Genomic DNA, 26,247 nt, shown 5'->3' on the forward strand with positions numbered 1-26,247 from the left:
CGACGGTGGTCCCGGGCGACAATTTTCGACCCCGCCCGATGTCCACGTCCGAACCACCCGACTCGTCGCCGAGCGACAAGCGCCGCCACCACCGCGCCGGCCTCACGCTCCTGGTCGAGTACGAGGGCGCCGACGAGTTCCTGGTCGACTACACCGACAACCTCTCGTCGGGCGGCACCTTCGTCGCGACCGCGCGCGAGCTGGCGGTCGGCAGCGCGGTCCGGCTGGCGCTGTCGTTCCCGGGCCTGGTCGAGCCGATCGCGATCGACGGCGTCGTCCGCTGGGGCCGCGCCGGCGAGGAGTCCGGCGTCGGGATCGAGTTCACGTCCGACGAGGGCCACAAGCGCCTCGCGCTCTTGATCGAGCGCATCCGGGCCGGCGATCCCGCGGTCGTCACCCGGGTCGTCCGCGTGCTCGTGGTCGAGGACAACCCGCACGTGGCCGCGTTCATCGGCGAGGGCCTCGCCGGTTCGAGCCGCCGCTCGAGCGACGTGTCGTTCGCGGTCAGCACCGCCGCCAACGGCCAGGACGCGCTCGCGCTGCTCGCGAGCGAGCGCTTCGACGCGCTGATCATCGACGTCTACCTGCCGGTGATCGACGGCGCCCACGTGATCGAGCAGGTGCGCTCGCGCCTCGGGCTCCACGACCTGCCGGTGATCGCGGTCTCGGCCGGCGGTGAGGCCGCGCGCGCGGTCGCGCTCGCCGCCGGCGCCAACATCTTCATCGACAAGCCGATGCGCCTGCGCCAGGTGATCGAGACCATGCGCACGCTCCTCGCGTGACCCGCGGTCGCGCGCCCACCCGCCACCGGCCGCGCGCGGCCGCGTGGTAGGTTGCGCCATGCGTTCACCCAAGACCACGTACGACGTGGTGCTGTTGCCCGGCGATGGCATCGGCGTCGAGGTCGCCGCCGAGGCCCGCGCGTTGCTCGAGGCGCTCGCCCCCAAGCTGGGCGTCGCGCTGCCGGTGACCGAGATCGCGTGCGGCGGCCGCTACTACCTCGAGCACGGCGACCGCGACTGGCCGGCCGGCAGCGAGGACCGCTGCAAGGCCGCCGACGTGATCCTGCTCGGCGCGGTCGGCTGGAACGGCGCCGACGGCCAGCCCGCGACGATGAAGGACGGCAAGATGGCCGGCTGGTCGCCGGTCATCGGCAACCGCCTCAAGCTGGGCCTCTACGCCAACGTCCGGCCGATCAAGCTCCTCCGCGGCGTCCGCCACGGCCTGTCGGGTCGGTTCGCCCAGGTGTGGGAGCCGGGCATGGTCGACATGATCTTCGTCCGCGAGAACACCGAGGGCCTCTACAGCGGCATCGGCGGCATCGCCGGCGACGCGGCGATCGACACCCGGGTCATCACCCGCGGGGCGTCCCGGCGCGTGATCAAGAAGGCGTTCGAGCTGTCGCGCGCGCGCGGCACCGGCGCGCCGATCGACGGCAAGAAGCGCGTCACCTGCGTGGTCAAGAACAACGTGCTCTACGGCTGCAAGCTGTTCCTCGAGGTGTTCCGCGAGGTCGCGGCCGACTTCCCCGACGTCGCCCAGGACGTCGCGATCGTCGACTCGTTCGCGATGTTCATCCTGACCCGGCCCGAGCAGTACGACGTCGTGGTCTCGACCAACATGTTCGGCGACATCCTCACCGACCTGGGCTCGGTGCTGCAGGGCGGCATGGGCATGGCCGTCGGCTGCAACGTCGGCGACGACCACGCCATGTTCGAGCCGATCCACGGCAGCGCCCCGCCGATGGCCGGCAAGGACCTGGCCAACCCGCTGGCGATGCTGGGCGCCACCGCCGAGGCGCTGCGCTGGCTCGGGCGCCGCCACGGCGACGAGCGGCTGGTGCGCGGCGCCAAGGCCGTCGACGACGCGATCGCGGCGATCGTCGCGCGCGGCAAGCCGCTCACTGCGGACCTGGTGGGCGCCGAGCGCGCGGCCGCGAGCTCGGTGGTGGCGGCCGCGGTCCGGACCGAGGCGCTCGCGCGGCTGAGCTGAGTCTCCAGGGAGGCATGTCGCCAGGCCTCCCCTCGTCGGGGGCAAGCCCCGACGAGCCTGCGCTCCAAGACCCTCCAAGACGCGAGACTCCCGGCGCGTCGACCTGTGCTCGACCGAAAAAGGGACAGGCTCCGAGTTTCCAGGGGTTCGTCGCTGACCGGCCGCGCCGCCGCGCGCGACACGGGCGCGATCACAGCGCGCGCCAGCGCGGCGCCACGAACCACGGCTCGGGCACGATCACCCGGGGCCGCTCGCGGTAGCCGCGCCGCGTGCGCACGAACTGGTGCGCCACCGCCCGCGCCAGCTGGCGCTCGCGCGAGCCCATCAGCCACAGGATCGGCGCGAGGATCAGGAGCTGGACCGCGCCGGCCAGGCCGAGCAGGCCGAGCCCGACCGCGACGACGCGGGCCACCGTCACCGCCTGATCGGTCGCGCGCACGTAGTCGGCGCGGAACGACAGCAGCGCGCGCAGCACGCGGCCGCCGTCCATCGGCAGCGCCGGGATCAGGTTGAACACCGCCAGCACCAGGTTGATCCAGCCGAACGTCGCCAGGGCGCCGCTGCCGGTCAGCGCGCCGAGCCCGAGCCCGAGCCCGGCCAGCGCGAGCGACACCGCGGGCCCGGCCAGCGCGATCGCGATCTCGTCGGTCGCCGAGCGCGGCAGCTGGCTCATCTGGGCGGCGCCGCCGAGGAACGACAGCTCGATGCCGCCGATCGCGACGCCGCGTCGGCGCGCGACGACCGCGTGGCCGAGCTCGTGCAGCAGGACCGAGGCGAACACCACGCCGACCACGATCACCCCGCCCAGGCCGCCCAGCCACAGGAACGCGACGGCCAGGAGGGCCAGGAACGACGCGTTCAGGTAGACGGGAAACCCGAGCAACGAGCCCAGGCGCCAGCGAGGAAGCATGCCCTCTAACGTGCGTCGCCGGTCGCCGGTGTCAAGGCCAGCGGCGCCGCGCCGCGCTCGACGACCTCCCCGATCCGGCGGGCCAGCTCGTCGCGATCCTCGCGCGCGATCCACGGCAGCGCGACGCGCGCGCGGTCGTCGCCGGCCGCGGTCGAGATGCGCAGGTAGTCGCCGAACACCGAGATGCAGAACCGCGAGCGACACGGCACCCGCAGGTCGCCGCGCGGCGTGGCGATGATGATCTCGCCGTCGCTGGTGGCCTCGAGCACGCGCTGCGCGCGCTGCCGGAACAGCGACCGGCGGTAGACCGTCAGGCGGTGGCCGTCGTCGATCGCCAGCACCTTGTCGAGGCCGTGGGCCCCCGGCGGCCCGATCTCGAGGGCGACCTTGGCGCCGCGGCCGAGGTCGGCCACGGCCTGGCCGAGCCGCCGGGCCAGCCGATCGAGCTGGCGCAGCGCCGCGAGGCCGTCGGCGCTGATCAGGTTGCGCGGCTCGGCGCCGAACACCCGCTCGACCTGGCCGGGCGCCGACTCGTGCCACAGCCCGACCGCCTCGCGCGGCAGGCCGCGCGCGACCACCACCCGGCCCCGGATCGGCGACACCACCCGGCGCACGCCGCGGCGGACCGCGCGGCTGAGGATGAGCGTGCCGTCGGCGATCGCCAGCTGCAGATCCGCCAGCGACAGCGCGACGTGGCGCGGCGCGACCTCGAGCGAGAGCACGCCGCGCGCCGTCGGAGACGTCATCAGTTCCCCAGCGACGGTGCTGCGAAACGGCGTCATGATCCCAGGGTAGCGCACTCTCGGGCGTGAGACACGCGCCGCGACGAGCGGTTGCGACGGCGGGCGCGGCTCAGGTCAGATCAGCAGGCTTGGGCGCAGGTCCCGGGCCGGGGCGGGGCTGGGGGCTTGAGGGGGGGGGGGCGGGGGGGCCGGGAGCCCCGGAGGCTCAGTTGTAGGTGGCGGTGTCGGTGGCGCTCGGGATGCCCGCAGCATCGCGACGACCGCGGCCAGCTTGGCGACGTCGCCGCGGCGCTGGTAGCTGCCGCCGAGGTTGCGCAGCACCCGCGCGGTGATCTCGGTGGTGGCGGCGGGCGCCAGCATCGCCGGCGTGATCGGGACGCCGGCGCGGCGGGCGATGGCGTCGAGGTCGGGCCGGGTCAGGATCCGCGCGCGCTCGAACGGATCGATCACGACCAGCTGCCCCGGCCCCAGGCGATAGCCGACGACGAAGTGGCCGGGCAGCGCCAGCCCGACCAGCGGCAGCCCGGCGCGGCGCGCGACCTCGAGGTAGACGATCGACAGCAAGATCGGCAGGCCGCGCCGACGGGCCAGGACCTGGGGCAGGAAGCTGTTGCGCGGGTGGTCGTAGTCGTCGCGATCGCCCTCGAGCCCGAGCTCGCCGACGAGCAGGCGCTCGAGCGCGTCCATGCCGGCGTAGACCGAGCCCCCGGCCGACGCCGCCACGCGCGCGCCCCAGCCGTCGAGCGTGGCCAGCGCCTCGGCCTCGTCGCCGGGTTCGTCGTCGAGCGCGGCGATCGCCAGGGCGATCTGGTCGAGGCGCGGCCCCGGCTCGGCCAGGGCCGCGGTCAGGCGCGCGACGGTCACGCGCGGTCCGGACGGCGCGCGGTCACGACCTTCGCGACCAGGATCGCCTCGGCCACGACCTCGACGGCGCCCGCCGCGGCCAGCATCGGCGCCAGATCGTCCTCGAGGTAGTCGGCGTAGAACGGCTCGTGGAACTCGCGCGGGAAGTCGCCGAGCACCGCCGCCAGCGCCGGGCTGTCGGCCAGCTGCGCCGAGTCCTCGATCACCACCAGGCCGCCGGGCTTGAGCACGCGCATCATCTCGGCCAGCACCCGCCGCCGGGCGTTGCGCGGCAGCTCGTGGAACAGGTAGACGCAGGTCACGACGTCGAAGCTGGCGTCGGCGTAGGGCAACGCCTCGGCGTTCTCGACCGCCAGCGCGACCTCGTCGACGTCGGCCAGGAGCGCGCGCGCCGCGCGCACGTACGGCGCCGACAGATCGACGCCGTGATAGGCCAGGCGCGGGTGGGCGGTGGCGAGCTGGCGCAGCGTCCGGCCGGTGCCGCAGGCGACGTCGAGCACGCGCACCCGCGTGGCCTCGGGGTGCGCGCGCAGCCAGCGCGTCACCGGCGGGATCACCTGGCGCCGCATGACGTCGGCGGTGCCGCGGAACAGGAGCTCGACGCCGAGATCGTAGACCTCGGCCGAGTGCGCCGACAGGTAGCCGTCGGTCTGCCAGTGGAACGTGCGCCGGTAGTAGGCCGGGTAGCGGCCGCGCTCGAGCGCCGGCAGGTCGTGGTAGTCGCCGCGGCGCTTGCGCGCGAGCACCCGGGGCGCGTCGCGCAGCAGCTGCGGCAGGCGCCGCGCGTAGGTCGCCGTCGGGATCTGGAACAGCAGCGCGCGCGGGTACAGGCCGGCGTCGACGTTGGCCAGGTCGCGCGCGAACAGCGCCTCGGTCCGGGCCCGCAGCTCGGGCACGACGGCCCGCAGGTCCGGCCGCGGCGTGCGGGTCAGCAGCCGGGCCGACTCCTGCAGCACCGTGGCGCCGAGGAGGAGGCCGAGCTGCTGCGCTCGGTACGCGACGTGATCGACCCGCGACAGCATGCCGTCAGCGTAGCACGCGGTCGTCGGCGCCCGTCACTCGCCCTTCGAGCGCAGGTAGATGGGCAGGATCACCAGCGCGTAGCTGACGCACGCCACCGTGATGAACGCGAAGTCGCGGAACGTCAGCTTCACCTCGAAGTCGGGCTTGTGGGTCCGGACGACCGACACCCAGGCGCCGCCCAGGCCCAGGAAGATCCACAGGACCGAGTGCCAGCAGAACGACAGCGTGTTGATCGAGAACATCATCCCGACGAACGACGCCAGCAGCGCCAGCGCCCAGGCCTGCGCCGGGCGCGCGCCGGGCACGTGCTCGAGCTGGCGGATGCCGAGCACCAGCGTCTTGACGGTCAGCACCAGCATCGAGATGAACAGGACCATGCCGACGATGCCGAGCTCCGCGAGCGACAGCACGTACGAGTTGTGCGCGGTCATGAAGTGGTGCTCGACGAACTGGCGCTGCCCGACGCCGAACACCGGGCTCTGCTTCCACATCTGCAGCCCGGCCGACCAGGCCTCGTAGCGGAGCTGGGTCGACTGGTCGGCCTTGTCGCCGGAGCGCCCCGCCACCGCCAGCACCGGCGCCGCCATCGCCGCGCCGGCGATCAGCCCGGCGACGCCGAACCGCCGCGCGAAGTACACCGCGCCGATCAGCGCGAACACGACGATGCCGCCGCGCGACTGGGTCGCCAGCACGCACCAGAACACCAGGCCGGAGCCCAGGATCGCGATCGCGATCGTGCCGAGCCGCCGCCGCTGGTTGGCGAACGCGATCAGCAGCGAGAAGCCGCCGATGCAGATCGTCAGGCCCAGCTCGTTGGGATCCTGGAGCTCGCCGCGGTACCGGACCCGATCCTCGATCGAGAACGTGTCGAACAGGCCGCCCTTCTCGCACCGGTACTCACTTCCGGGCTCGGCGTCGTCGCCGAAGCAGTCCTCGGCGAGCTCGCACGGCCGGCCGTCGGGCGTGCCCTCGCCGCCGTGCTCCTCATCGAGGATGATGCAGGTCCGGTCCTGCAGGCCCTGGTGGACGCCGACCGCCGACAGCCCCAGGCACGTCAGCATGAGCGTCGCGGCGACCACCCGCAGGGTCCGCAGCCGCTGCACGCCGTGGGCGATCGTCGCGAACAAGACGAACAGGATCGCCAGCTCGATCGAGTTGTGGGTGAGCTGGGGCCCGGCCATGAGCACGTTCGACAGCGTGGTCCACAGCAGGAACACCGCGACCAGCTTGAGGATCGGGGTGGCGCGGAGCTCGAGCAGGCGCAGCTTGACGTCGAGCAGGTAGCCGCCGGCCGCCGCGCCGACGAACAGGTACAGCATCGGCAGCTTCTGCAGGACGACGAAGTACTCCTGCGGCCGCGCCAGGATGAAGAACAGCAGCCCGCAGATGCCGAAGATCGAGAACACCGGCGCCGATCCTACGCTGGCCCGGCGATCGCTGCCATCGAGCGGCTACCGGCTCGTGCGCGCGCGCGCCAGCGCCAGCACCAGCAGCAGGTAGTGCCCGACCAGCTGCGCGACCAGGGCCAGCTCCCCGATCAGCAGGCCCCCGTGGACGCGCCCGTCGATGGCCCGGTGGAGGACGAACAGGTCGGCCCACCAGACGTGGTGCAGCGCGGCGGTGATCCCGGCGGCCGAGACCAGGTTGGGCACGAGCGCCCAGGCCCCCAGCGCGAGCGCGGCCAGCCACATGCGCCCGATCGGGCGCGCCAGCGGACGGCGGGCCGCGAGCGCGCGGATCACCGGCGGCGCCATCACCGCCGCGCCGACCGCGAGCCCGACCGCCAGGTGCAGGTTGGCGTGGGCCATCACTCCCGCCGCGCCAGCTCGCGCCAGCCGATCAGGAACACCGCCGCGGTCACCAGGACGAACAGCACCGGGAACACCATCGAGCTGTCGATGTCGTCGTGGGCGTCGATGGCGCAGTGGCCCCAGAACACGTTGCAGTACGACGTGTGGTGCATGTCGACGTAGCGCGGCAGATCCCCGAACAGGCGCGGCAGGTCCGGCACGACCGCCCACACGCCCGAGGCCATGCACACCAGCGGCAGGACGACCAGCGCCCGGACCGAGGTGTGGCGGCCGCGGCGCCACCAGCTGCCGAAGAACAGCAGCAGCGGCACGGTCGACGCGAGCAGGACGTGGATCATGATGGACGTGGCGCCGCGGTCGCCGACCGAGCCTGCCTGCTCTAGCGCCGCCGCAGCCGGATGTCCAGGCGCTGCCCGGACCGGGTCGCGTAGACCCGCTCGCGGTGCGGCGCGAAGCCGCGCAGCACGACCTCGACCGGCATGCCCTCGAAGCCGGGCACCTGGATCGTGACCGGCGTGACCCCGACCGCGCGACCGCCGACGGTCACCTTCGCGCCCTTCGGCGCCGACGCGATCGTGACCGAGAACGTGGGGCGCTCGAGGCGCGCGCTGACCGTCTGCGCGCCCGGCGCCAGGGTCAGGGGCTGGGTCCGGGTCTGGTAGCGGTCGCGCCTGAACGTGGCCGCGCGGGTCGCGCACGGCACCTCGACGGTGATCGGCGTGGTGCCGAGCTCGGCGCCGGCGATCAGGACCGTCGCGCCGTCGGGTGACGAGGTGAACGTCACCGCGCACGCGTCCGACGGCGCCGGCGGCGCGATCGCGGGCGCGACCTCGGTCGGCGCGGACGCGACGTCGGTCGGCGCGGGCGCGACGTCGGTCGGCGCGGGCGCGACGTCGGTCGGCGCGGGCGCGACGTCGGTCGGCGCGGGCGTCGGGGCGACGCCGGTCGAGCTCGGGCCTGGCGTCGGTGCCGGCGTCGGTGCCGGCGGCCGCGGCCGCTCGTCGGAGGCGCCGGAGCGCGAGGTGATCGCGAGGACCACGATGGCGATCACGACGACCACCGCGCTGGTGATCGCGATCACCGGCCAGCGTCGCCGGCGCACGCTCACCACCGAGATGATCTCGGTCATGTCGCCGCCTTCGTCCGCGACCATCGCGCGATGGCGCTGCCACGACGACGACGTGCCCGCGGGCGGCTGGTAGTCGAGCGCTGGCAGCTGCGCGGTCGGGTAGATCGGCGGCGCTGGCGCGGCCTGGTAGGTCGCCGCCGCGAGCGACGGATCGACGTACACCCCCGGCGCCGGGGGATAGACCGGGGCCGACACCGGCTTGGCCGGTGGCTGGGCATAGACCGGGACCGAGGGGGGCGCCGCGGGCGGCGGCTGTGGCGCAGGACCGGGCGCACGCGGCGGCGACGTCGCGAGCGCCGGCGCTGGCGGGGCCGCAGCCGCCACAGGCACGGGTGACCACGACGGCGTCGCCCAGCCGCCGGGGGTCGGCACCGGGGTCGAGCCGGTCCCGGACGGCATCACTGGCGGCGCGGCCGGCGCGAGACGCGACGGTCCGGTCGGCCCGGTGGACGCAGGGGCGACGGGCGCTGGCGCGGCCGACGTCGGCGCGCTGTCGTCGATCATCGCCATCGGCGGCACCGCCATCGGCGCGGTGACCGCGGTGTCGAGCCCCGGCGTCGGGCCGCTCACCGCGGCGGCCGCCTCGGCCAGCACATGGGCGACCGGACGCGGCACGGCCGAGCCCTTGCTGACCGCCAGCGAGACCCCGCGCGGCGGCATGATCGCGGGCGCCGGCGGCTCGGCCAGCGGATCGATGTCCTCGGTGCCCAAGTCGTCGGGGAGCGCCAGCGCGACGTCGGTGACGAGGTCGTCGCTGTGCGGGTTGGCGACGGTCTCGCCGGTGTCGAGCTCCACGGACACCGCCGCCCCGCGCAGCGTGACGCCCGCGCTGGGCATGAGCTCGGCGGCCGGGACGCCCTCGTTCCGCCGCAGGTCGGGCGAGGTCAGCTCGCCGGGCGCGCGCATCGGCGCCGGGCCGTGCAACGTGGCCTCGAACTCGGCGCCGGGGACCGGACGCACCGGCAGCGGCCGCCGCGGATCGGTGTCGGCCTCGATCGTCGGTGGTGCCTTCACGCCGAGCAGCGTCGGCTGCGACTCGCGCCGACGACGGGGCGCGCCCGGGGTCACGACGACCGGCGGGCTCGGCGGCGCGGGCGGCGCGGGCGCGATCGCGGCGGGGCTCGCGACCGGGATCGGCGGCATCGCCGGCGACGAGGGCAGCGCCGGCGCGCGCGCGGGCGGCGCCGGGCGGCCGGGCGGCGCGGTGATCGGCGCCCCGCTCGACGGCGTGCCTGCGCGGCCCGGCGGCGCGGTGATCGGCGCCCCGCTCGACGGCGTGCTCGGGCGGCCCGGCGGCGCGGTGATCGGCGCCCCGCTCGACGGCGTGCCTGGGCGGCCCGGCGGCGCGGTGATCGGCGCCCCGCTCGACGGCGGGGGGTGCTCGGGCGGCCCGGCGGCGCGGTGATCGGCGCCCCGCTCGACGGCGTGCCTGGGCGGCCCGGCGGCGCGGTGATCGGCGCCCCGCTCGACGGCGTGCCTGGGCGGCCCGGCGGCGCGGTGATCGGCGCCCCGCTCGACGGCGTGCCCGGGCGGCCCGGCGGCGCGGTGATCGGCGCCCCGCTCGACGGCGTGCCTGGGCGGCCCGGCGGCGCGGTGCCCGGTCGCCCGCGCAGCGTCGGCAACGCGGGCATCGCGCGGCGTGGCGCCCCGACCGCGGGGCCGAGCAGCTCGATCGTGCACCCCGTCAGCGGCGCATCGCGGGTCGCGGCCGGATCGCCGATCGGCACGCCGAGCGGCACCAGGTGGCGCGGGATCGGCCCGAGCGGCTCGGCGGTGCGGACCTCGATCAGATGGTTGAGCAGGCCGCGGCTGCGCGCGTCGAGCCGCGTGAACTGGAGCGTGAGCTCACCGCCGGCGCCGACGCGCAGCTCGGCATCGCCGTCGAGCACCGTGGCGCGATTGGCCAGGGCGACCACCAGCCGACCGCTGCCCGTCGTCGACGGCGCGTCGACGCCCTGCACAACCAGCGCGTCCGTGCGGGCGCACTGCCGGAACGCCCGCACGAATTCCGCGAGGTTCGTGCACGGTGTGACCAGGCGCAGCGCCGGCGAGGCTGCCACCGGACCAGTGTAGGCAATTCTCGGCGGCGCGACCAGCCCCGACGACCTCCGCGGGCGCCCCACCATTTCAATGTTGCGTTTTCGGCTGCCCACACCCGAGATCGCCGCTGCCGGATTTCGTCCCGGCGTCCCAAAAAGATCCGCCGGGGGCTTCTCTCGTCGATCGGGCGGTGTAACAAGAATCTTCAACTCGAACGTTCCGAGGAGGATTCAGATGGCAAAGGCAAAGGCGAAGGCGAAGGCAAAGGGCAAGGCGGCGCCGAAGGCGGCCGCTTCCGAGATGTTGTTGATCGCGTCGAAGGTGCGCGCGGCCGTGAAGGCGGCCGACTGCAACTTCGGTGGCGACGCGCTCGACGCGCTCAACGCCTACGTCGGCTGGCTCATCAGCCAGGCGACGAAGCGCGCGGTGGCCAACGGCCGCAAGACCGTGCGCGGCGCCGACATCATGATCATGTAGTCAGCTGACGACCGCGACGATCGCAGGTTCGCCTGCGATCGCCCGACGTGACGCGGCGTACCCTCGGGTGCGCCGCGCGACGTTTTCGGGCCGCGCCCGCCCGGCGACGCGCGCGCTACCGCAGCGGCTCGTCCGCGAGCGGCGCGGCGCCGGCGCCGCGCGCCTCGAAGTGCCACCACTCGCTGCGGATCGACTTCCAGCCGGCGGTCGCCATGGCCTGGCGCAGCGCCGCGAGGTTGACCTTGGCCTCGCCGGTGGCGGCGCCGCCGCTGGCCGCCGCGGAGAAGTCGTCGTGGTCGGTCGGCATCACCCGCGGGCGCCCGTCGAGGTCGGCGAGGCTGACGTCGATCGCGCCGCCGCGGCTGTGGACCGAGCCGGCGATCGGCCGCCCGGCGTCGTCGAACCGCGGCCGGGCGACGAACCGCGGATCCGGCACCCGCGCCCACAGCTCGAGCTGCACCGACGCCGGCCGGTAGCAGTCCCACAGCAGCAGGCGATGCCCGGCCCGGCGCAGCGCGTCGGCCGCGACCACCAGGCGCGCCGCGGGCCCGGGCCGGAGCCAGCACCGCGCCACGGGATACAGCGGCGCGCCGGTCAGGTTGTGCGCGGTGGCGTAGCGCACGTCGAGCACGGCGTCGGGGATCGCGACGGCGATGTCGATCCAGCCGGCTGGGGTCGGCGCGACCGGCGGCGCGTCGACCGGCGGCGCGTCGACCGGCGGCGCGTCGACCGGCGGCGCGTCGACCAGCGGCGCGTCGACCGGCGGCGCGTCGTCGACGGCCAGCGACGGCGGCGGGCCCGTGACGGCCGCGTCGAGCGCGACGACCTCGACCCGCGACGCGGGCGCCCGCCCGCCGGGGCGACATCCGGCCACGATCGCGAGCGCGAACGCCGCGCCGCGCACGGCGCCGGTCAGAACGACCCGCCGACCGCGAGCGCGCCGCCGTCGACCCGCGGCACCAGCGCGACGTCGAGCGCGGTCTCGTCGTCGGAGCGCAGCAGGTAGCGCACGACGCCGGTGGTGACCAGCGCGCCCGCGGCGATCCCGAACGCGGCCGAGGCGACGCCGACCTTGGGCGCGAGCGCGCGCTTGTCGTCGAAGTCGGCGTAGCTGCCCTCGCACACGCCGTCCCAGCACGACAGGTGCAGCCCGTAGATCAGCAGCCCGCCCGCGACCACGCCGCTGACCACGCCGACCTGGACGACGCGATCGTGGACCATCGCCGACGCGAACGACGACCGCGGCGCGTGCGGCGCGACCGGCGGCGCGACCGGCCGCGGGGGCGCGGGCGTCGGCGGCGGCTCGGGCGCGATCTGGATCGGCGCCGGCTCGCACCTGCCGATCTCGGCGGTGGCGGCCTCGATCGCCTTGGGCCCCGGCTGGGTGGCGAGGAACCGCTCGAACAGATCGTTGGCGCGCACGCAGTCGCCGCGCAGCGTGTGGATGCGGCCCATCGCGAACAGGAGCTGCGGCGCCTTGGTCGCCTTGTACGCGAGGTCGAACTCGACCAGCGCCCGCTCGAGCTCGCCGTCGGCGGCGAGCTGGTAGCCGAGCGCCTCATGATCGACGCGGGGCTGACCGTGGGCGGCGCCCGCGATCGACACGACCAGCGCGACCAGGCCTGCCCGCATGTGGTCGATGGTCACTCGCACGGCGGGTACAAGCCAAGCTTGTCGCCGCACTTCCGCGGTGGCGGCGGCGGCGGCGGCGCGCCGCTCCCCGAGGCCTTGGGGCTGGCGCGTCGTCCGCCGCGCTTGCTGGCCGAGCCCTTGGCCTTGGCGCTGGCCGGCGTCGTCGACGACGCCACCGCCGGCGATCCGGCGACGGCGGCGGGCCCGGTGGTCGGCGCCGCATCCAGCGCGGGCCCGCCGGGCTCAGGTGTAGCGAGCCCCGCCGCGGTCGTCGCGGCGGCCACGGCCGGCGTCGTGGTGCCAGGCGCGGCGGGGTCGACCGGCGCCGCCGGATCGACCGCGGGGGCCGGGGGATCAACCACCAGCTCGGGCAGATCGACCGCGGGCGCCGCGGTGTCGACCACCGGCGCCGCGCTGCCGACCACCGGCGCCGCGCTGCCGACCACCGGCGCCGCGACCGCGGTGCCGGCGCTCGGGGTGATCGCGGCGGGCGCCGTCCGCGCCGCGGCCCGCTCGCCGCCGCCCGCCTTGGTCGCGAGGATCAGCGCGCCGCCGACCACCAGCGCCACCGCCAACGTCCCCCACAACATCCACCGCCGCGGTTGCCGCCCCAGCGCGAGGTTCGCGTCGCTGTCGCGGCCCCGCCACGACGGATCGGCGTCGCCGCTCCAGGACGGATCCCGATCCGGCGTGTCCCGCACGACGTCGGGGTGCTGGACCACCAGCTGCGCGCTGCGCGGCGCACCGATCACCGTGCCGTTGTCGGCCACACCCTCGACCTCGGGCGCCTCGCCCGGCTCAGGCGCGGGCGGCGCGACCAGCTCCTCGGGCGCCACGATCCGCGGCACGATGCCGGTCCCGCTCGGCGGCGGCGCGTGCCCCGCCAGCGTCGGACGCGGCGGCGACGACGACGGCGGGCCGGCCTCGGCGGCCTGGGCGCCGCTCGCCCGCGGCGGCGCGACGACCGGCTGGGGCAGGCCCGTCGACCGCACCGGCACCGGGCCCGTCGGGCGCGGCGCGGCGACGCGCGGCACCGCGCCGGTCGGCCGGGGTCCACGTGATGCGGGGCCGCCGGAGCTCGGCGGACCGTGCGCGGGGGGCGCGCTCGCGGGCGGCGCGGCGATCGTCGGCTGCGGTCCGGTGGGCCGCGGCGGCGGCGGCGCGACCGCCGGGTTGGTCGACGGCTTGCGCGGTGGGTCGAGCATCGGCATGCCCGGCGGCGCCAGCAGCGTCGGCGCGCCGGCCGGATCGTGGCGCGGCGGCATCGGCGACCGCACGGTCGGCGGATCCTGCGGCGCGCCGTAGGGCGAGGTCGTGACCGCGTGCTCGGAGAACGCCTGGTCGCGCGCGGCGACCGGCCCGCTGCCGCTCCACTCGCGCGGCGCGGTCTTGTTGGCGCTCCACGAGCGCTGGGTCGAGCTGGGCCCGAACGGATCGGGCTCGCGCAGCGCCGCGGGCGTGATCGCGGCGGTCTCGACGGTGACCAGGCCGGTGTGCTCGCCGGCGGCCTCGAGCTCGTACCAGGGCTCGGGCCGCTCGCCGAACAGCTCGCGGACGTAGCGGGCCAGGCCCATGTTCGACAGCGACATCCGCTCGCGCGACGCGAGCTGCTCGATCGCCACGAGCACCTCGCCGCCGCTCTGGTACCGATCCTCGGGCTTCTTGGCCAGGGCCTTCAGGATGACGTGCTCGAGCTCGCGCGGCAGGTCGGGGCGGCGCGACGACGGCAGCGGCACCGGGTGGTTGACGATGTGGGTCATCGTCTCGAAGTCGGTCGGGTGCTTGAACAGCCGCGTCATCGTCGCCATCTCGTACATGACGATGCCGAGGGAGAAGATGTCGCTCCGACGATCGAGCGGGTGCCCGGTGCACTGCTCGGGCGACATGTACGCGACCTTGCCCTTGACCGCGCCCGACCGCGTCTCGGTCATCCGGTGCGACGCCTTGGCGATGCCGAAGTCGACCAGCTTGACCGCGCCGTCGTAGGTGACCATCAGGTTCGACGGCGACACGTCGCGGTGGACGATGCCGAGCGGCACGCGATCGATGCCCCGCTTCTCGTGGGCGTAGTGGAGCCCGGCGGCGGCGCCGGCGATCATCGTCAGCGTGGCCTCGATCGGGATCTGGCGCTTGAGCGCCGCGACCCGCTGGAGCACGTCGCGCACGTTCTCGCCGTGGACGTACTCCATCGTGAAGAAGTACGAGTCGCCGACCCGCCCGATGTCGTAGACCTGCGCGATGTTCGGATGGTGGAGCTGCGCGGCGAGGCGGGCCTCGTCCAGGAACATCGTCACGAACCGATGGTTGCGCGCGTGCTCCGCCATGATCCGCTTGAGCACGACGTGGCGCTCGAAGCCGGCGATGCCGACCGCGCGCGCCAGGTACAGCTCCGCCATCCCGCCGGTCGCCAGGTGTCCGAGGATCTGGTACTGGTTGGACGCAGCCCCGGCGTTCCGCTGACCCGCGGGATCCACAGTGGAAACAGGATCCGGGTCGCCGTCGGAAAGGTCAAGGCCGATCGGTCGGCGGTCCCGGGATGACGCGCCGCTCCATCGCCCGCTCGCGTCGACGGTGGGAGGGGTGTCGGCGACGGTGCGTCGGTACATCGTCTGACAGCCCCGCGCGAGGTACCGCCCGCGGTTATCCCACATGTCGACGCGGCCAGTGGCCCAACCAGCGCGGGGCACGACCGAGCGTCGCGGCGACCCGGATCGACGCGCGCACGGCGGTGGTGTCGGCGCGCAGGTCGGCCGGCGTCCATCGTCGCGAGCATCGAGCCGCCGGCGAGATCGGGCAAGCCGCCAGACGACGCCGGCACGTTGACGCGGCGCCGATCTCGGTGCATCAGTGCGCCCCATGCACGCTGGCGAGCTCGCCGCGCTCGGCACCGCCACCGCGTGGACCGCCTCGTCGCTGGCGTTCGAGAGCGCGGCCCGGCGCATCGGCTCGCTGTCGCTCAACCTCATCCGGGTGGTCGCGGCGCTCGGCTGGCTGACGCTGGCGGCGGTGATCGTGCGCGGCCGGGCGTGGCCGTCCGACGCGACCGGCGAGCAGTGGGGCTACCTGCTGGCGTCGGGCGCGGTCGGCATGGTCCTCGGCGACCTGTGCACGTTCCGCGCGTACCTCGAGTTCGGCGCCCGGCGCACGATGGTCGTGTCGACGGTGACGCCGATCTTCACGGCCGCGCTGGCGTGGGCCGCGCTGGGCGAGCGCGTGACCGCGGTCGAGATGCTGGCGATGCTGGTGATCATGGCGGGCGTCATGCTCGCGGTGCGCGAGCGCGGCGCCGACATCGACGACGGCGCCCGCGTCGGCCGCGGCGCGCTGCTGGCGGTGGGCGGCTCGCTGGGGCAGGCCGGCGGGTTGCTGCTCGCCAAGCGCGGGCTGACCGGCTACTCGCCGATCGCCGGGACCCAGATCCGGCTCATCGCCGGCGTGCTCGGGTTCGCGGTGGTGCTGACGCTGGCGCGGTGGTGGCCGCGCCTGCGCGCCAGCCTGGCCGATCGCCGCGCGCTCACCTGGACCGCGGTCGGCGCGCTGATCGGCCCCGGGCTCGGCGTGACGTTGTCGCTGTACGCGGTCACCCACGCGCACGCCGGCGTGGCCGCGGCGCTGATGGCGCTGCCGCCGGTGCTGATCATCCCGCTGGTGGCGCTGCGCGGCGAGCGGGTCGGCGCGCGCGGCCTCGTCGGCGCGGTCGTGGCCGTGGCCGGCACCGCGCTGATCGCGCTCGGGTGAGCGGCCGGCCGCGGCTCACGGGCGCGGCAGCCGCACCACCACCACCGGACAGCTCGCGCTGCGGACGATGCGCTCGGCGACCGACCCGACGAAGACGTGGGCGATCGAGTCGACGCCGTGGTTGCCGACCACGAGCAGATCGGCGCCGAGCTCGTGGGCGATCCGCAGGATCTCGTCGGCCGGCTTGCCGACCGCGACGTGCTCGTGCAGCGCGCCGATCCGGGCCCGGGCCTCGTCGGTCAGCGCCCGCAGCTCGGCCAGCGCCGCCGCCTCGGCCGCGGCCACGTCGCGCTGCAGCGCGCTGGCGTCGGTCAGCAGATCGGCCGGCGACCAGCGCCGATCGACGACGTGCAGCGTGTGGATCGTGGCCGAGGTGTGGAGCGCGTAGTCGAACGCCCAGGCCAGCGCGTGCCGGGCCGCGGCCGAGAAGTCGACCGCGACCAGGACGATCCGCGGCCGCGCCACGCCGGGGTTGGTCTGCTCGCCGTAGGTCGGCTCGTCGCGGAACTCGTCGGTCATGGCCCGACCTTGCCGCGCCCGCCGCCGCGGCTCAACTGACCAGGACGCGGATCGCGCGGGTCAGGCGCAAGAACGCGGCGTGGAGCCGCGCGGCGTCGGTGTCGCCGGCGCGGCCCTGCGCCAGCCACCGGGCCGCGGCGCCGCGCAGGCGCCAGGCCGCGTTCTGCGCGTCCCACAGATCGACCGGCGACCGCATCCGCGCCGCGATCTCGGCCAGGCGCGCCAGGCGCTCGAGCGCGACCGGGCCGTCGCCGCGATCGACGACCTCGATCGCGCGGTGCAGCGCCGCGCCGGCCAGGTAGGCCAGCTCGGGCGTGTCGAGATCGACCTCGACCTGCCCGGCCTCGGCCAGGGTCGCGCGCACGGTGTTGACGCTGGGCCGGGCCGCGCGGAGCTCGGCGCACAGCCGCTCGTGCAGCACGTGCGTCGCCGCCAGCGCGAGCGCCGGCGGCACCGGCAGGCCGCCGGCGCACAGGAACCGGATCAGCGGCCCGTGCTCGTCGTAGACCGCCCGCTGCGCGGCCTCGGCCGCCTGCACCGGCGCCGCCAGCACCGCGGCCAGCACCTCGTCGCGATCGCGCGGCAAGAGCGTCGCGAGCGAGAACGTCGCGCCCGGGAACGCGCGATCGATCGTGCGCTGGACCGCCAGCAGATCGGCCCGGTCGAACGCGCCGGTCAGCTCGTCGACGAGCGGGTCCCAGGTCGCCGCGCCCGGGAAGTCGGCGACGCCGCCGAGGAGCTGGTGGTCGCCGGCGTGGAGCACCGCGAACGCCAGCTCGCGCGTCGCGCCGGTGGCGACCTCGGTCGAGCGGGCCACGCCGGCCGCCAGCGCCGCGCGCCCGACCCGCCGGCGCGCGAGGTCGGGGACGGTGACCGCGTGCACGCCGGGATCCTCGCGCGGCTCCTCGCCGGTCACCGCCACGACCAGCGCGTGGTTGGCGACGACCTTGGCCAGGTCGACGCGCGCGGGCGCGACCGCGCGCCGCCACAGCTCCCGGCCATCGCCGACCGCGGGATCATTCGAGCGCGCCGCGGCGATCCGATCGACGAACTCGGCCTCGAGGTCGACCCCGCCCACGGCCGCGCCCAGCTCGCACACCCGGGCCGCGTACTGCAGGAGCTGGATCGTCTCGATGCCGCCGAGGTCGTCGAAGAACCAGCCGCAGCTGGTGTACATCGACTGGGCGTGCCGGCTCATCTCCATGAGCTCGAGCGCGTGGACGTGGTCGGCGGCGGTGGTCGCGCGCACGTGCTCGGCCACGAACGCGGCCCGGGTCGCGCCGTCGAGCAGCACCGCGATGTAGGCGTCGCGGGCCGCCCAGGGGTCGTGGAACAGCGCCGCGCCGCGGGTGTCGAGCAGGTCGTCGGCTCGATCGCGCAGCCAGTCGAGCGCGTCGCGCAGCGGCCGTCGCCAGGCCTGGTTCCAGCCGGGCCGGCCGCCCGAGTTGCAGCCGCAGTCGGCGCGCCAGCGCTCGACGCCGTGGGCGCAGCTCCAGGCGGTGTCCTCGCGGATCGCCGCCTCCCAGGTCGGCGGGTGGGCCGCGCGGTAGGCGGCGTAGTTGGTGAGCTCGGCGCCGGCGTGATCGCCGCGGGCGATCGATTGCAGCGCCCACGCCAGCGCCATGTCGCCGTAGCGGTGGTGGTGGCCGTAGGTCTCGCCGTCGGTGGCGATGTGGCGCAGCGGCGCGTCGTCGGTGCCGCCGGCGACCAGGCGCCGGGCCAGCGCGCCGCCGTCGGTCAGGAGCCGCTCGAACGCGACCGCGCGCGCCAGCGGCCCGTCGTAGAAGAACAGATCGATCGAGCGCCCCGACGGCAGCGGGCACCGGTAGCAGCGCCCGGGCTCGGCCGCGTCGACGTCGCGCCACGCGCCACCCGGCGGCCGCACCCGCGCCGCCTGGTGCGGCGCCAGGATCGTGAACGCCACGCCCTCGGCCGCGAGCGCCTCGAGCGTGCGGGTGTCGACCGCGCACTCGGGCAGCCACATGCCCTCGGCGTCGCGGCCGAAGCGGTGGCGGAAGTCGGCCAGGCCCCAGCGCACCTGGGTCTGGCGATCGCGCGGCGTGCACAGCGGCATGATCAGGTGGCCGTGGGCCTGGGCCAGGGCCGCGCCGTGCCCGGACGCCGCGATGCTCGCGCGATCGGCGGCCACCAGCGCGGCGTGGACGTCGGGCGTGTGGCGCGCCATCCACGTCAGGAGCGTCGGCCCGAAGTTCCAGCTCATGCGCGCGTAGTTGTCGACGATGTCGATGATCGTCCCGTCGCCGTCGACGATCCGGGCCGCGGCGTTGGGCCGGTAGCACTCGGCGGTGATCCGCGCGTTCCAGTCGGGGAACGGCGCCGCGCTCGGCTGCCGCTCGACCTCGTCGAGCCAGGGGTTCTCGCGCGGCGGCTGATAGAAGTGGCCGTGGATGCAGACCCAGCGCCGGGTCATGCGGCCCCGCCGTCGTGGACCAGGTACACGCAGCCCAGCGGCGGCAGCGTGACCACCATCGACGCCGGCTGGCCGTGCCAGGGCTCGGCGATCGCGTCGACGCCGCCGAGGTTGCCGACGCCGCTGCCGCCGTAGCTCGCGGCGTCGCTGGCCAGCACCTCGCGCCAGCGCCCGGCCCGGGGCGCGCCCAGGCGCACGCCGTGGCGCGGCACCGGCGTGAAGTTGAAGAGCACCGCGACCGGCGCGTCGTCGGGCTCGCCCCAGCGCACGAACGCCAGGCACGAGTGATCGCGATCGTCGGCCGACAGCCAGGTCAGCCCGCCCGGCAGGCAGTCGCGGCGGTGCAGCGCCGGGTAGCGGCGATAGACCGCGTTGAGATCGCGCACCCACGCCAGCACGCCGGCCGGCAGCGGCTGATCGGCGGTGCCCCACGCCAGCACGCCGTCGTGGTTCCACTCGGCGGTCACCGCCAGCTCGCCGCCCATGAACAGGAGCTTCTTGCCCGGCAGCGCCCACTGGTAGCCGTAGAGCAGGCGCAGGTTGGCGTGCTGCTGCCACGGGTCGCCCGGCATCTTGCCGATCAGCGACCCCTTGCCGTGGACGACCTCGTCGTGGGACAGCGGCAGGACGAAGTTCTCGTTGTCGGCGTAGATCGATCGGAACGTGAGCTGCTCGTGGTGCCAGCGCCGGTGCACCGGATCCCGGCGCAGGTAGTCGAGCGTGTCGTGCATCCAGCCCAGGTCCCACTTCATGCCGAAGCCGAGCCCGCCGTGCTCGGGCGGCCGCGACACCCCGCCCCACGCGGTCGACTCCTCGGCGATGGTCTGGACGTCGGGGTGGGCGGCGTAGACCGCGCGGTTGCACTGCTGCAGGAACCCGATCGCGTCGCGATCGTGGTTCGAGCCGTCGACGTCGGGCACCCACTCGCCGTCCTTGCGCGAGTAGTCGCGGTACAGCATCGACGCGACGCCGTCGACCCGGAGCGCGTCGACGTGGAAGCGATCGAGCCAGCACAGCGCCGACGAGATCAGGAACGCGCGCACCTCGTGGCGGGCGTAGTTGAAGATGTAGCTGGTCCAGTCGGGGTGGAAGCCGCGCCGCGGATCGGCGTGCTCGAACAGGTGGGTGCCGTCGAACCGCCCCAGGCCGTGGGCGTCGGTCGGGAAGTGCGCGGGCACCCAGTCGACGATCACGCCGATGCCGGCCTGGTGGAGCGCGTCGATCATCGCCATCAGATCGTCGGGCGTGCCGTAGCGCCGGGTCGGCGCGAAGTAGCCGGTGACCTGGTAGCCCCACGAGCCGTAGAACGGGTGCTCGAGCACCGGCATCAGCTCGACGTGGGTGAAGCCGAGGCGGCCGACGTGCTCGGCCAGGCGCGCGCCCAGCGCCCGGTAGTCGAGCGCGTCGCCGGTCTCGCCGTGGGACCGCATCCACGAGCCCAGGTGGACCTCGTAGATCGACCACGGCGCGTCGAGGCGGGCCCGGGTCGGGCGCTCGGTCATCCAGGCGCCGTCGCCCCAGGTGTGGTGCTGGGCCCAGACGATCGAGCCGGTGGCCGGCGGGGTCTCGGCCGCGGCGGCGAACGGATCGGCCTTGTCGAGCACCTCGCCCGAGCGGCTGTGGATCCGGTACTTGTAGCGATGGCCGAGGGCGGCGTTGGCGGCCAGGCCCTCCCACAGCCCCGAGTCGCCGCGCGGCGCCAGCGGATCGCCGCCGGTCCAGTAGTTCCAGTCGCCGAGCACCTCGATGCGCGCGGCGTTGGGGGCCCACACCGCGAACCGCGTGCCGCCGCCGTCGACCGGGTGCGCGCCCAGCTTCTGGTACAGCCGGTGGTGGGTGCCTTCGTTGAACAGGTGGAGGTCGTCGTCGGTGAGGCCGGTCACGTCGGCCGAGCGTACTACGATGGCGCATGGCCCACACCCCATCCGCCGACGCCGCGCGCGCCCGCTTCGAGGCCGCCACCGCCGCTCACCTGACCGGCCCCCTCACCGATCAGATCGCGCTCGCGTCGGTCGACGCCGCAACCTGGGAGCAGCACAACCAGGCGCTGTGGGACGGCGCCACCGATCGCGCGCCCGCCTGCGACCTGCGCCAGGTCATGACCGACGACGAGCGCGCCCACGGCGCCGACCTCGAGGCGACGCTGACGCCGACGCTGAGCCACCGCGTGCTGCTGCGCGCCGGGGCCGAGGTGGTCGGCGCCTTCTGGGGCACGCAGGAGACCTGGCAGCGCTACTACATGGTCTACAGCGTGGTCCGGCGGGACTGGCAGGGCCGCGGCGTCTACAAGGCGCTGCTCGCGCGCGTGCTCGCCGCCGCCAGCGCCAGCGGCTTCCGCGAGATCTACAGCCGCCACCTCGCCGACAACAACGCCGTGCTCGTGCCCAAGCTCAAGGCCGGCTTCACGATCAGCGGCTTCGAGATCAACGCGCGGTTCGGCGTGCTGGTGCACCTGCGCTACTTCCCGGGCGCGGGCATGCGCGCGCTGGCGGCCCACCGGGTCGACGGCTCCCACGCGGCGGCGCTGCGGGCCCGCGGCCTACCGATCGGCTGATGGGGCGCCCGAGCGTCACCCGCGGGCGTACGCTCGGCCCATGCGCCGCCTCGTCGTGGTCCTGATCCTGTCGCTCAGCGCGTGCGGCCACAAGCCGGCGGCGAAGCCCGCCGCCGACGCCCCCGCCGTGGTCGCGCCGCCGCCGGCGCCCGCGGTCGACGCCGCCCCGCCGCCGCCAGCGCCCGCGGTCGACGCCGCCCTGGCCCCCACCGCCGCCGTGCCCCGCGGCCCCAACCTGTACCTGCTCGACGGCGGCGACGTCCGGGTCGACCTGACGATGATGATCCCGCCGGGCTGGCGCGAAGACGCGGTCGGGCCCCGGTTCGAGATGCGCTCGGACGCGGGCAGCGTGCTGGCGATCGAGCTGGGCTGCCAGGGCACGTGCGTCGATGACGCGCGCACGCGCGCGCGCGTGACCAAGGCCGCCCAGGACGGCTTCGCCGCCGCGCCGGGCGCCGCGTGGGACCGCGCGATCGCGGAGCTTCGTCCGGGCGTGCTGGGCTGGGCCTTCCATAGCGGCGCCGGCGATCAGCTCGCGGTCGCGCACCTGATCCCGACCCCGCGCGACGTCCGGGTCCTGTCGTGCACGATCGCGCTGGTGCCGGCCGAGCACGCGCACGCCGACGCGCTGGCGCAGGTGTGCGCCGAGCTCGACTACGTCGTGCCGGATCCGCGCATCACCTGGACGCTGACCGTCACGCCGGCGACCGTGGCGCTGGCCCGGACCGCGACGGTCGACGTCCGCATCGCCGCGACCAACCACGCGCCCGTCGCCCTGTCCCCGGCGCGCGACCCGCTCGAGTTCACCATCGACGGCCAGCCGTCGATGGAGCTCGCGATGGCGTTCGGCAACGGCGGGCGCGGCGGCGAGTGGACCCTGCTGCCCGCCGGCGCCACCGCCCGGGACCGGCGCGTCGGGATGGAGCTGGTCACGACGCCCGGCGTCCACGTGCTCGCGATCGCGCACAACGGCCGCGAGCTGGCGCGGGCCACGCTGCGCGTCCGGCGTTAGCCGCCAAGCGACAGGCCTCTGGACCTCAGTCCCAGCCCTCGTCCACGACCTCGAGCGGCACGGTCTCGCTGACCGGCGCGGTCGAGCTGGTGTCGGCGGCCGCCGTCTCGGGCGCGACCTCCGCCACCGGCGCCGCGACCACCGGCGCCGCGACGACTGGCGCCGCGACCACCGGCGCCGCGACCACCGGCGCCGCGACGACTGGCGCCGCGACCACCGGCGCCGCGACGACCGGCGCCGCGACGACTGGCGCCGCGGCGGGCGCGTCCCACTCGTCGTCGAGCTCCTCGGTCACGCCCGGGGGCAGCGTCGAGGTCCGCGCGCGCGTCGGCGCGGCCTCGACCGGCGGATCGACCGCGATCGGCGCCACGGCCGCCGCGGCGATCGGGGCCACGATCGGCGTCGGCGCCACCGGCGTCGGGGCGACCGCGCGCGGCACCACGACCTCGGCGGTCGGCGGCGCGGCCGTCAGCTCGCTCGCCACCTGCTGCGCACCCTCGTCCCGGCGACGATCGCGCCGATCGCGGCGCTTGCCACCGCGGTCGCCACCGCGCTCGCCCCGCTCGCCCTGCGGCGCCCGATCCGCGCGCGCGCCGTCATCGCCGGCCGCGCCGTGCGCGGTCCGCACCTGGACGCACAGCTCCTCGAACCGCGCCGCCGCGGCCTCGGCGTCGGCGCCGACGATCGGTCCGACGGTCGCCCAGCGCCCGCGGACCTCGTCGATCACCTCGATGGGATCGCGGCCGTCGCCCTTCCACAGCGCGTTGCCGGCCATCGCCTGCTTGAGGCGCTGGGCCAGATCGGCCGGGGCCGCGCCGTCGAGCGACACCGTCGGCGCCGCCTGCGGCAGCAGCCGCTCGACCCGCTCGATCAGCTTGGCGCGCGCGCTGGCCATCGCCACAGGATCCAGGTCGGTGCCGCGCAGGGCGTCGCCGTGCGCGGTCATGACCTGCCGCACCATCTGGTCGTACAGCCCGCGCAGCTCGGCCGACGGCGCGAGATCGCGCTCGGCCAGCTCGGCCAGCTTCGCGCGCACCGCCAGCGCCCGCGGCGCCACGTCGGCGCCGCCGGCCATCACGGCCTCGATGTCGGCGCGCACCGCCTCGAGCTCGGCGCGCTGGGCGTCGGCCTCGGCGTCGCGCGCGGCGTCGCGCTTGGCGAACAGCGCGTCGCACGCGCCGCGGAACCGCTGCCACAGCGGCTCGACCTCGGCCCGGGGCACGCGGCCGATCGCCTGCCACTCGCGCTGCAGATCCTTGATCTGTCCGATGGCCTTGCCCCAGCCGGCCTCGCCCGGCGCCTTGGCGACGACGGTCTCGGCCGCGGCGATCAGCTGGTGCTTGGCGGCCAGGTTGTCCTGCTCGCCGCGCAGCGCCGCCTCGACGGTCGGCTTGCGCCGCTCGAAGAACCGATCGCACGCGCCGCGGAACTCGCGCCACAGCTCGTCGCCGATCTTGCGCGGCGTCGGGCCGCTGTCCTTCCACCGCTTCTGCAGCTCCTTCATCGCCAGCGCGGTGGCCTCGAAGTCGGTCGAGTCGGCCAGCGCCTGGGCGGCGGCGACCAGCTCGCGCTTGGCGTCGACGTTGCCGGCCAGCTTCTCGTCCTCGGCCGCGCGCGTGCTGCGGATGCGCGCGAACGCGGCGTCGCAGTGGGCCTTGAAGGTGTCCCACAGCTCCTTGCTCTTCTTGCTGGGCATCGGGCCCAGCTCCTTCCACGCCTGCTGCACCACCTTGAGCAGCTGGATCGTCGGCGCCTCCTCGCGCTCGGCCAGCTCCTTCGCGGCGGCGACGAGGGCCTCGGCCCGGGGCACGTTGGCCCAGCGCTTCCAGTCCTCGCCCTCGCGCAGCTCCTGGGTCCGCACCACCAGCTTGCCGCGGGCCGCGACGTAGCGGGTCTCGAGCGCGTCGCGCTCGGCGGCCGCGACCTTGCCGAGCTGCGCGAACGCGGTCGCGCCCTGTCCCAGCAGGCGGTCGATGGCCTTGGGATCGCCGCCGGCCTCGCCGGCAACGGCCTCCATGTCGTCGATCAGCGCCGCCAGGCTCTTGGCCAGCTGGCCGGCCCGCTCGCCGTACTCCTTCTTCTTGGCCTCGCGCTCGGCCTCCTCCTGGGCCCGGGCGGCGTCGGCCTCGGCGCGGGCGGCGTCGCGGGCGGCGCGCCGCTCGGCGGCCTCCTTCTCGCGGGCGGCGCGGGCGGCGTCGTCCTCGGGCGGCGCCGGCTTGCGCGCCAGCACGTCGCCGTGCACCGGGTTGATGATGTCGACGTCGTCGGGATCGCGCGCGCGCTCGCGCCGCGGCGCCGGGACCGCCGGCTCGCGCCGCTGATCGAGCTCGCGGTGCGGCTCGTGGACGGCCCGGGCCGCGACCTCCTGGCGGCTGTGGAACCGGGTGACCGCGCGCGCGAACCGCTCCTCGAGCGCGGGCTCGTTGGTGTCGCCGAGCTCGCGCCAGGTGTCCTCGGCCGTGGCCATCTCGGGCCCGGCCTTGTCGAAGTCGAAGGTCTCGGCGAGGGCCTCGACCGCGCGCAGCACCTGGGCCTTCTCGGCCTTCCGACGGCGGAGCGCGTCGTCCTCCTTGGGGCGCGCGGCCTCGCGCGCGGCGGCGAACTCGTCGAGCCGCTTGCGGGCCCGCTGCCGCACCGCCTTGGCCTTGGCCTTCTGCGCCACCTGCTCGAGCACGTCCTCGGCGGTGAGCTTGTCGAGCGCGGCGAGGCCCAGCTCCTTGACGCTGGTGTCGATCGCCAGCCCGCGCAGGGCGTCGGCGTCGTCGAGCCGCGCCAGCGCGGCCTGCCGGACCTCGGGCGAGGTCGTGGCCTTGGCCAGCTCGACCAGCGCCCGGGCCTCGCGGATCGCGTCGGCGGCGCGGGCGCGCAGCGCGTGATCGGCGGCGCGGGTCGCGACCGCGACCAGCGACCGATCGTCGCCGAGCTTCACCAGCCCGGCCAGCGCGTTGGCGGCGAGCTCGGCGTCGTCGCCCTGACAGGCGGACGACACCCACAGCTCGGCGGCCCGGGTGCCGGCGAGGTCGCGGTTGCCGCGGTCGTGCTCGCTCTCGGCCAGCTCGGCCAGGAGCTCGACCCGTTCGAGCTTCTCGATGGCGACCCGGCGTACCCCGGGGTCCTTGTCGCTCTTGGCGACGGTGGCGAGGATGTCGGCTTCGTCGGACGTCAGGGCGCGGACAGCCTCGAGGCGCACCTTGGCATCACTGTGGCGGTATTTGGGACGGAAGAAGTCAGCCAGACCCATGGGGCGCGGAAGGTACCAGGAAGGAGCGCCCGGGACGTGGGTCTTTGTGCGCCAGTCCTCGCCCACCCGGCGGGACGCGGCGGTCTGCCGCGGCGCCCGCGACCACCGCTGGGGGGCGGTTGAGGTAGGTT

22 protein-coding genes are annotated in these 26,247 nt (G+C 75.4%); 7 read left to right on the forward strand and 15 right to left on the reverse strand.

What is annotated here, in order from left to right; genetic code table 11:
- Window positions 1-38: 38 nt before the first annotated feature.
- Together IPL61_14840 and IPL61_14845 are read left to right on the forward strand one after the other, a co-directional pair.
- The gene (locus tag IPL61_14840) at window positions 39-782 is read left to right on the forward strand and encodes a TIGR02266 family protein (protein MBK9032564.1); all 744 of its coding nucleotides are present in this window, start codon (window positions 39-41) and stop codon (window positions 780-782) included.
- Between the two features lie 58 nt (window positions 783-840).
- Window positions 841-1,992, forward strand: a complete 1,152-nt coding sequence (locus IPL61_14845) for an isocitrate/isopropylmalate dehydrogenase family protein (protein MBK9032565.1) — start codon at window positions 841-843, stop codon at window positions 1,990-1,992.
- Window positions 1,993-2,182: 190 nt separating this feature from the next.
- Here IPL61_14845 and IPL61_14850 read toward each other — a convergent pair whose 3' ends face one another.
- From IPL61_14850 to IPL61_14885, 8 genes are all read right to left on the reverse strand, one after another.
- Entirely contained in the window at window positions 2,183-2,902 is a 720-nt protein-coding gene (locus IPL61_14850; GenBank protein ID MBK9032566.1) for a site-2 protease family protein, read from the reverse strand.
- A 5-nt stretch (window positions 2,903-2,907) separates the two neighbouring features.
- Complete coding sequence (locus IPL61_14855) at window positions 2,908-3,648, reverse strand: hypothetical protein (GenBank protein ID MBK9032567.1); 741 nt, start codon at window positions 3,646-3,648, stop codon at window positions 2,908-2,910.
- Window positions 3,649-3,759: 111 nt separating this feature from the next.
- On the reverse strand, window positions 3,760-4,509 hold the full coding sequence (locus IPL61_14860) for a transglutaminase family protein (protein MBK9032568.1): 750 nt from the start codon (window positions 4,507-4,509) through the stop codon (window positions 3,760-3,762).
- On the reverse strand, window positions 4,506-5,531 hold the full coding sequence (locus IPL61_14865) for a class I SAM-dependent methyltransferase (GenBank protein ID MBK9032569.1): 1,026 nt from the start codon (window positions 5,529-5,531) through the stop codon (window positions 4,506-4,508). Before IPL61_14865 ends, IPL61_14860 begins: the two co-directional genes overlap by 4 nt.
- A gap of 33 nt (window positions 5,532-5,564) precedes the next feature.
- Window positions 5,565-6,938 (reverse strand): O-antigen ligase family protein, encoded by a 1,374-nt coding sequence (locus IPL61_14870; protein MBK9032570.1) that lies wholly within the window; start codon window positions 6,936-6,938, stop codon window positions 5,565-5,567.
- Between the two features lie 45 nt (window positions 6,939-6,983).
- A complete protein-coding gene (locus tag IPL61_14875) occupies window positions 6,984-7,340 on the reverse strand; it encodes a hypothetical protein (GenBank protein ID MBK9032571.1) in 357 nt (118 codons plus the stop codon).
- A complete protein-coding gene (locus tag IPL61_14880) occupies window positions 7,340-7,681 on the reverse strand; it encodes a hypothetical protein (protein MBK9032572.1) in 342 nt (113 codons plus the stop codon). Before IPL61_14880 ends, IPL61_14875 begins: the two co-directional genes overlap by 1 nt.
- A gap of 41 nt (window positions 7,682-7,722) precedes the next feature.
- Window positions 7,723-9,486, reverse strand: a complete 1,764-nt coding sequence (locus tag IPL61_14885) for a PEGA domain-containing protein (GenBank protein ID MBK9032573.1) — start codon at window positions 9,484-9,486, stop codon at window positions 7,723-7,725.
- Here IPL61_14885 and IPL61_14890 point away from each other — a divergent pair.
- Window positions 9,455-9,877 carry a hypothetical protein gene (locus tag IPL61_14890; GenBank protein MBK9032574.1) on the forward strand — a complete coding sequence of 141 codons (423 nt, stop codon included), beginning with the start codon at window positions 9,455-9,457 and terminating at the stop codon, window positions 9,875-9,877. The genes IPL61_14885 and IPL61_14890 overlap by 32 nt on opposite strands.
- 869 nt (window positions 9,878-10,746) lie before the next feature.
- Entirely contained in the window at window positions 10,747-10,989 is a 243-nt protein-coding gene (locus IPL61_14895) for a hypothetical protein (GenBank protein ID MBK9032575.1), read from the forward strand.
- Window positions 10,990-11,104: 115 nt separating this feature from the next.
- On the opposite strand, the gene IPL61_14900 is transcribed toward IPL61_14895, so the two are convergent.
- From IPL61_14900 to IPL61_14910, 3 genes are read right to left on the reverse strand one after another with little or no spacing between them, the layout of a single operon-like run.
- Window positions 11,105-11,893, reverse strand: coding sequence for a M15 family metallopeptidase (locus IPL61_14900; GenBank protein ID MBK9032576.1), 789 nt, complete (start codon window positions 11,891-11,893; stop codon window positions 11,105-11,107).
- Window positions 11,894-11,901: 8 nt separating this feature from the next.
- Window positions 11,902-12,621, reverse strand: a complete 720-nt coding sequence (locus IPL61_14905; GenBank protein MBK9032577.1) for a hypothetical protein — start codon at window positions 12,619-12,621, stop codon at window positions 11,902-11,904.
- Window positions 12,622-12,632: 11 nt separating this feature from the next.
- Window positions 12,633-15,095 (reverse strand): protein kinase, encoded by a 2,463-nt coding sequence (locus IPL61_14910; protein MBK9032578.1) that lies wholly within the window; start codon window positions 15,093-15,095, stop codon window positions 12,633-12,635.
- A gap of 382 nt (window positions 15,096-15,477) precedes the next feature.
- Here IPL61_14910 and IPL61_14915 point away from each other — a divergent pair, with 382 nt between their 5' ends.
- A complete protein-coding gene (locus IPL61_14915; GenBank protein ID MBK9032579.1) occupies window positions 15,478-16,359 on the forward strand; it encodes a DMT family transporter in 882 nt (293 codons plus the stop codon).
- A 15-nt stretch (window positions 16,360-16,374) separates the two neighbouring features.
- Here IPL61_14915 and IPL61_14920 read toward each other — a convergent pair whose 3' ends face one another.
- The 3 genes from IPL61_14920 to glgB are packed head-to-tail and all read right to left on the reverse strand — an operon-like array spanning window position 16,375 to window position 21,234.
- On the reverse strand, window positions 16,375-16,878 hold the full coding sequence (locus tag IPL61_14920; GenBank protein ID MBK9032580.1) for a universal stress protein: 504 nt from the start codon (window positions 16,876-16,878) through the stop codon (window positions 16,375-16,377).
- Window positions 16,879-16,909: 31 nt separating this feature from the next.
- The gene (locus tag IPL61_14925) at window positions 16,910-19,309 is read right to left on the reverse strand and encodes a DUF3536 domain-containing protein (protein ID MBK9032581.1); all 2,400 of its coding nucleotides are present in this window, start codon (window positions 19,307-19,309) and stop codon (window positions 16,910-16,912) included.
- Complete coding sequence (gene glgB, locus IPL61_14930; GenBank protein MBK9032582.1) at window positions 19,306-21,234, reverse strand: 1,4-alpha-glucan branching protein GlgB; 1,929 nt, start codon at window positions 21,232-21,234, stop codon at window positions 19,306-19,308. The genes IPL61_14925 and glgB overlap by 4 nt, the downstream gene beginning before the upstream one ends.
- On the opposite strand from glgB, the gene IPL61_14935 reads away from it, so the two are divergent.
- Both IPL61_14935 and IPL61_14940 read left to right on the forward strand, forming a co-directional pair.
- On the forward strand, window positions 21,219-21,863 hold the full coding sequence (locus IPL61_14935; protein ID MBK9032583.1) for a GNAT family N-acetyltransferase: 645 nt from the start codon (window positions 21,219-21,221) through the stop codon (window positions 21,861-21,863). The genes glgB and IPL61_14935 overlap by 16 nt on opposite strands.
- Before the next feature lie 40 nt (window positions 21,864-21,903).
- Complete coding sequence (locus tag IPL61_14940) at window positions 21,904-22,875, forward strand: hypothetical protein (GenBank protein ID MBK9032584.1); 972 nt, start codon at window positions 21,904-21,906, stop codon at window positions 22,873-22,875.
- A gap of 25 nt (window positions 22,876-22,900) precedes the next feature.
- Here IPL61_14940 and IPL61_14945 read toward each other — a convergent pair whose 3' ends face one another.
- Window positions 22,901-26,065 carry a DUF349 domain-containing protein gene (locus IPL61_14945; protein ID MBK9032585.1) on the reverse strand — a complete coding sequence of 1,055 codons (3,165 nt, stop codon included), beginning with the start codon at window positions 26,063-26,065 and terminating at the stop codon, window positions 22,901-22,903.
- Window positions 26,066-26,247: the final 182 nt, after the last annotated feature.

Source organism: Myxococcales bacterium, assembly GCA_016717005.1.
Lineage (GTDB): Bacteria > Myxococcota_A > Polyangia > Haliangiales > Haliangiaceae > UBA2376.

Excerpts from the sequence above, each read along its gene's own strand:
- IPL61_14850 (MBK9032566.1), bottom strand. The coding sequence starts at position 2,902 with ATGCTTCCTCGCTGGCGCCTGGGCTCGTTGCTCGGGTTTCCCGTCTAC.
- IPL61_14875 (MBK9032571.1), bottom strand. The coding sequence starts at position 7,340 with ATGGCCCACGCCAACCTGCACCTGGCGGTCGGGCTCGCGGTCGGCGCG.
- IPL61_14845 (MBK9032565.1), top strand. The coding sequence starts at position 841 with ATGCGTTCACCCAAGACCACGTACGACGTGGTGCTGTTGCCCGGCGAT.
- glgB (MBK9032582.1), bottom strand. The coding sequence starts at position 21,234 with ATGGGGTGTGGGCCATGCGCCATCGTAGTACGCTCGGCCGACGTGACC.
- IPL61_14840 (MBK9032564.1), top strand. The coding sequence starts at position 39 with ATGTCCACGTCCGAACCACCCGACTCGTCGCCGAGCGACAAGCGCCGC.
- IPL61_14925 (MBK9032581.1), bottom strand. The coding sequence starts at position 19,309 with ATGACCCGGCGCTGGGTCTGCATCCACGGCCACTTCTATCAGCCGCCG.
- IPL61_14855 (MBK9032567.1), bottom strand. The coding sequence starts at position 3,648 with ATGACGTCTCCGACGGCGCGCGGCGTGCTCTCGCTCGAGGTCGCGCCG.
- IPL61_14935 (MBK9032583.1), top strand. The coding sequence starts at position 21,219 with ATGGCCCACACCCCATCCGCCGACGCCGCGCGCGCCCGCTTCGAGGCC.
- IPL61_14880 (MBK9032572.1), bottom strand. The coding sequence starts at position 7,681 with ATGATCCACGTCCTGCTCGCGTCGACCGTGCCGCTGCTGCTGTTCTTC.
- IPL61_14865 (MBK9032569.1), bottom strand. The coding sequence starts at position 5,531 with ATGCTGTCGCGGGTCGATCACGTCGCGTACCGAGCGCAGCAGCTCGGC.
- IPL61_14915 (MBK9032579.1), top strand. The coding sequence starts at position 15,478 with ATGCACGCTGGCGAGCTCGCCGCGCTCGGCACCGCCACCGCGTGGACC.
- IPL61_14895 (MBK9032575.1), top strand. The coding sequence starts at position 10,747 with ATGGCAAAGGCAAAGGCGAAGGCGAAGGCAAAGGGCAAGGCGGCGCCG.
- IPL61_14905 (MBK9032577.1), bottom strand. The coding sequence starts at position 12,621 with ATGCGGGCAGGCCTGGTCGCGCTGGTCGTGTCGATCGCGGGCGCCGCC.
- IPL61_14920 (MBK9032580.1), bottom strand. The coding sequence starts at position 16,878 with ATGACCGACGAGTTCCGCGACGAGCCGACCTACGGCGAGCAGACCAAC.
- IPL61_14940 (MBK9032584.1), top strand. The coding sequence starts at position 21,904 with ATGCGCCGCCTCGTCGTGGTCCTGATCCTGTCGCTCAGCGCGTGCGGC.